The following is a 5,204-nucleotide window of genomic DNA, read 5'->3' on the forward strand; positions in this document are numbered from 1 at the left end:
GGCTCGACGGCGGCGGCCCGGGACGCCGGGGCGCCTCAGACCAGGCGGCGGGCGGTGGCCCAGCGGGTCAGCTCGTGGCGGTTGCTGAGCTGGAGCTTGCGCAGGACGGCGGAGACGTGGCTCTCGACCGTCTTCACCGAGATGAAGAGCTGCTTGGCGATCTCCTTGTAGGCGTAGCCGCGGGCGATCAGCCGCAGGACCTCGCGCTCGCGCTGGGTGAGCCGGTCCAGGTCCTCGTCCACCGGCGGGGTGTCGGTGGCGGCGAAGGCGTCCAGCACGAAGCCGGCCAGCCGGGGCGAGAACACCGCGTCGCCGTCGGCGATCCGGAAGATCGCGTTCACCAGGTCGGTGCCGGTGATCGTCTTGGTGACGTAGCCGCGCGCGCCGCCGCGGATGACGCCGATGACGTCCTCGGCGGCGTCCGACACCGACAGCGCCAGGAACTTCACCCCTCCCTGCTCGCCCATCACCCCGACGGAGCGGCGCAGCACCTCGACGCCGCCGCCGCCCGGCAGGTGGACGTCGAGCAGCACCACGTCCGGCCTGGTCTCGGCGACCACGCGGACCGCCGAGTCCACGTCGTCGGCCTCGCCGACCACGTCGATCCCGGTCACCTCGGTGCGGCCGATCTCGGCCCTGACCCCCGTCCGGAACATCCGGTGGTCGTCCACCAGCACGACCCGGGCCGTGCGCTCCGGAGCTGCCTCAGTCATTCGTTCTCTCCATCTCCAGCTCGACCTCGGTGCCGCCGCCCGCCGCCGGCCGCACCCGTGCGGTGCCGCCGTTGCGCTTCATCCGGCCGACGATCGACTCCCGTACGCCCATCCGGTCCTCGGGCACCGTGTCGGGGTCGAAGCCGGGGCCGTGGTCGCGGACGAACACCGACACCGTCCTCCCCTCGACCTCGGCGTAGACCTGGACCGGTCCCCCGCCACCGTACTTGGCCGCGTTGACGGTCGCCTCCCTCGCGGCCTGCATCTGGGCCGCGATCCGCTCGTCCATCGGGCAGTCGCCGACGATCACCAGCTCGACCGGGACGCCGTGCCGGTCCTCGACCTCGGCGACGGCGGCCCGCAGGCTCTCCGCCATGGTGTCCGGCGCGGCCTCGGCGGCGGCCTCCGGGCGGTACAGCCACAGCCGCAGCTCGCGCTCCTGCGAGCGGGCCAGCCGCAGCACCTCCTTGGGGTCCTCGGCCCGGCGCTGGATCAGGGTCAGGGTGTGCAGCACGGAGTCGTGGATGTGCGCGGCGATCTCGGCGCGCTCCTGGGCGCGGATGCGGGCGGTGCGCTCGGCCCCGAGGTCCTGCCAGAGCCGCAGGCCGTACGGGCCGAGCAGCACCAGCACGCCGGCCAGCACCGCGAGCGAGGCCTCGATCACCGAGCTGAGCGTGGAGCCGCTGCCCTGCATGGCGAGCAGCGCGATGGTGCCCGCGACCGCGAGCAGCACGCCCGCGCCGACCCGGGTGTAGGCGCCGCGCCGCTTCTCGCCCTCCTCGATGCCGAACCAGCGCTGCCAGCGCGAGTCGTCGGCCTGCCGCCAGACCAGCGCCACACCGACGCCGATCGCCAGCAGCGGCCAGGTGTACGGCTTGGCGGTCTGCCAGCCGAGCACGTTGAGCAGGGCGATCACGCCGACCACTGTCATCACCAGGGCGGCGAGCTGGCCGAGGCCGCCCTGCCCGGCCTGGCCGGCCTGGCCGGCCGACGCGGCCTCCTCCCCCTCCGCCGGGGCGCCCACCGGCTCGCCCTGCAGGGTGAGCTGGAGCAGCCGGCGCATCCGGCCCACCCAGCCGCCGGCCTGGCCGGCCTTGCTCAGCAGGCCGCCCTGCTCCCCCGGCGCGGCCGGGACGAACGCCCCGTTGAAGTACACCCACTGGGCGCCGGCGCGCTGCGAGGGCTCGCCGATGCCGATCGGCACCACGAACCAGAACGCGGCGTACAACAGTGCGCCGATCCCCTGCGCGAAGAACAGCACGACGAAGGCGATCCGCACCCACCGCACCGGCAGCCCGAGGTGCACCGCCAGGCCGTTCGCGACGCCGCCCAGCATCCGTCCCTGCGGGCTGCGGTAGAGCCGGCGGTAGGGCGGCCGCCCGTCGTCGGGCGCGCTCGGGTCGGCGCCGGCCGACGACGCGGTGTCGGGGGCGATGGATCGGGGATCGGTACCGGGGGCTGCCACGCCACCGATGGTTCCACGCGGGCACCCGCGGGCGCATCAGGGTGTGTCCCCATCCCGTATCAGGGACAAGTCAGGGTACGGGCAGGGCTCGACCCGGTTGGGCCGGGCGGTCCTCTGCCGGAAGGATGGTGCCCATGACCGAGGACCCCCGCATCGAGGAGGCCGGGCCCGCCGCCCCGCCGGAACCGGACCGCCCGCCACTGACCAGGACCGAGCACCACCGCGTGGTGGCCGGCGTCTGCGGCGGCCTGGGCCGGCACCTGGACATCGACCCGGTGGTCTTCCGGGTCGTCACGGTGGTGCTCTGCCTCTCCGGCGGCCTCGGGCTGTTCCTGTACGGCCTGGCCTGGCTGATCGTCCCGACCGACGACGGGGCCAAGGGCCGCGGCGGGCGCACCGAGCTCCAGCGGGTGCTCACCGGGCGGGTGGACGGCCAGTCGGTCGGCGCGGTGCTGCTGACCGTGATCGGCACCGGGGTGTTCTTCTCCTCGATGGGCGACGGGGGCCAGCTGTTCCCGCTGCTGCTGCTCGCCGCCCTGGTCTTCCTGGCGGTGCGCTACGACCCGGACCGCCGTCGGGGCCGGGGGCGCGAGCACCGGCACGGCGGCCCGTACGACCGCCACTTCCCCGAGTCCGAGGGCACCGGCGCCACGGCCGCGGACGGTGCCGGGGCGTACCGCTGGCCGCGGCCGGAGCAGGACGGGTCCGCCCGGGCCGCCGGGAAGGCCCCCGCCGACGGCCCGGCCCCCGGGGACGGCGGCTACCTGTGGGACCCGCGCCACCCGGAGCGCAACCCGTACGGGGCCACCGCCCCGGCCGCCTCGACCCCGCCGTACGGCACGCCGACCCCGCCCTACGGCACCCCGGTGCCGCCGGCCGGCACCCCGGCCCAGCCCTGGTGGCAGCGCGCCGACCTGCCGGAGGGCGACCCGCTGCGCAAGGAGGGCGCGAAGCGCCGCCCCGAGGCCGCCGCCGTACGGCGCCCCCGGGAACGCTCGGCGCTCGGCTTCTTCGGCTTCCTGCTGGCGGTCGGCGCCGCCGCCGCGGTCTGGTCCTCCTCCGCCGACCGCGGCCACACCCCCACCGTGCTGAGCGCGACGGTGCTGGCCACCGCGCTGCTGGTGGTGGGCCTGACGCTGCTGGTCGGCGCGAAGTTCGGCCGGGCCCGCCGGCTGGCGGTGACCGGTCTGCTGCTCACCCTGGCGCTGGCCTTCGTCGGCCACTCGCCGGACTCCGTGCGCGACGCGGTGGGCGACCGCGCCTGGACCGTCGCCTCGGCGGCCGACCTGCACGACCGGTACAACCTGGGCGCCGGGGAGATCAGGCTGGACCTGGCCGGACTCGACCCGGCCGGCGCCGCCCTCACCACCAAGGTCGACCTCGGCGTCGGCGACATGACCGTCACCGTGCCGGACGACGTGACGGTGAACCTGGTGACCCGGATCGGCCTCGGCAACGTCACCGTCCCCGGCGACCGGACCGACGGCAGCGGGCGGCACACCTACCTGATCGGCCCTGCCAACGGGCAGCCGGCCAAGGGGACCCTCAATCTCGAACTCGGAATCGGGCTCGGCAACATCAAGGTGGTCCAGCAGTGAGGAAGCACCGGCTCGACCTGTTCTCGCTGATCGCGGGCGCGCTGTTCACGGTGATCGCCGTGCTCTACCTGGTCGCGGCGCTCAACGACCAGTCGGTGAACGGGCGGATCGTCATCCCGGTCACCTTCATCGTGCTCGGCGTCGGCGGCCTGGCCGGCGCGGTCGCGGCGGTGGCCCGGCGCGGCCGGCCCGATCGCGAGGAGTGACCCGCACCGCCCGACACGCCCTGGGCCCTCAGCTCTGCTGGGGGCCCAGGGTCAGCTGGTCCCCGTCCTTGCTGACGGCGTACCTGGGCAGCGGCTTGACCGCCGGCCCGTTGACCACCGCGCCGGTCGCGGCGTCGAACCGGGAGCCGTGGCAGGGGCAGTACAGCTGACCGTTCTTCGGCGCGTCCACGGCGCAGCCCGCGTGGGTGCACACGGCGGAGAAGGCGCAGTACTGGCCGGCCTTGGGCTGGACGATGTAGACGGCGTCCCCGGTGGCCGGGTCCTTGACCTGGGCCGAGCCGCCGACCGGCACGCTCGCGGCGGGCACCGCGGGGGCCGGGGCGGTGGCGGCCGGGGCACCGGAGACCGGGGCGCCGGAGACCGGTGCCGCCGACTGCTTGGACGCGGCCGTCCGGTCCCGGCCGAAGGTGCGGGTCAGCGAGCCGGTGAGCAGCCCGGCCCCGCCGATCGCGACGGCCGCGATCCCGCCGTCCACCAGGGACCGGCGCCTGACGTGGTCCTCGCCCAGCCCGCGCTCGCGGTCCCGCCCGGCCCGGCGGGCCAGGTAGCCGTCCACCGACAGGTACGGCGTACCGGCCAGCAGCAGCGGGGTCCAGGCCATCAGGTAGGCCAGGTCGTTGCCGAGGTAGTACGGCGAGACGCTCCAGCTGACGGTCAGCCACAGGCTGAGGTTGAGCAGGGCGCCGCCGAGCGCGGCGGCCCGGCCCCAGAGGCCGACCAGGGTGCCGAGGCCCACCGCCAGCTCGCCGAAGGCGATGGCGAGCGCGAACAGGGTCGGGTGGTCGAGGGCGGGGCCGAGCAGGAAGGAGATCGGGCTGCCGCCCGCCTTGGCGGCCTGGGTCTGCGAGACGAAGGAGGCCGGGTCGCCCGCGCCGGCCAGGAAGTGGGCGTCGGAGAGCTTGTCGAGGGCGGCGTAGACGAACGTGACGCCGAGGAAGAGCCGCAGGGGCAGCAGCGCGTACCTGGACGCGAGCGCCCTCCGCTGCGCCGCCCGGGCGGCCCGACCGGCCGCTCCCCCACCGGCCGGCACCGGGTTGCTGGCCTCCGACATCCCTCACACCTTCCCTCGCCGCCCGTCACTCCCTGACAGGTCCGGTCCGCATTCTGCCCGCTCCCGACCGCTTTCGGTGGGAGGTCCCTCCCGGAGAGCGGCGCCCGCACCGCGAAACGGCCGCGCCGTCGCTCCCTTCAGTACGGGAAC

The 5,204-nt window shown here is 75.4% G+C and carries 5 protein-coding genes; 2 read left to right on the forward strand and 3 right to left on the reverse strand.

Annotated features, from left to right (window positions below; genetic code table 11):
- Positions 1–35: 35 nt before the first annotated feature.
- On the reverse strand, positions 36–713 hold the full coding sequence (locus tag ACFU6K_RS30800; RefSeq protein ID WP_316523700.1) for a response regulator transcription factor: 678 nt from the start codon (positions 711–713) through the stop codon (positions 36–38).
- Positions 706–2,178, reverse strand: a complete 1,473-nt coding sequence (locus ACFU6K_RS30805; protein ID WP_380668561.1) for a PspC domain-containing protein — start codon at positions 2,176–2,178, stop codon at positions 706–708. The genes ACFU6K_RS30800 and ACFU6K_RS30805 overlap by 8 nt, the downstream gene beginning before the upstream one ends.
- A 134-nt stretch (positions 2,179–2,312) precedes the next feature.
- Between ACFU6K_RS30805 and ACFU6K_RS30810 the strand changes: the two genes are divergently transcribed.
- Entirely contained in the window at positions 2,313–3,776 is a 1,464-nt protein-coding gene (locus tag ACFU6K_RS30810; protein ID WP_380668563.1) for a PspC domain-containing protein, read from the forward strand.
- On the forward strand, positions 3,773–3,982 hold the full coding sequence (locus ACFU6K_RS30815; RefSeq protein ID WP_049661234.1) for a hypothetical protein: 210 nt from the start codon (positions 3,773–3,775) through the stop codon (positions 3,980–3,982). The genes ACFU6K_RS30810 and ACFU6K_RS30815 overlap by 4 nt, the downstream gene beginning before the upstream one ends.
- A 28-nt stretch (positions 3,983–4,010) precedes the next feature.
- Here the strand turns inward: ACFU6K_RS30815 and ACFU6K_RS30820 are convergent, their stop codons facing one another.
- On the reverse strand, positions 4,011–5,054 hold the full coding sequence (locus ACFU6K_RS30820) for a Rieske 2Fe-2S domain-containing protein (RefSeq protein ID WP_380668565.1): 1,044 nt from the start codon (positions 5,052–5,054) through the stop codon (positions 4,011–4,013).
- Positions 5,055–5,204 lie beyond the last annotated feature (150 nt).

The sequence above is a fragment of the Kitasatospora sp. NPDC057512 genome (genome assembly GCF_042802135.1).
Lineage (GTDB): Bacteria > Actinomycetota > Actinomycetes > Streptomycetales > Streptomycetaceae > Kitasatospora.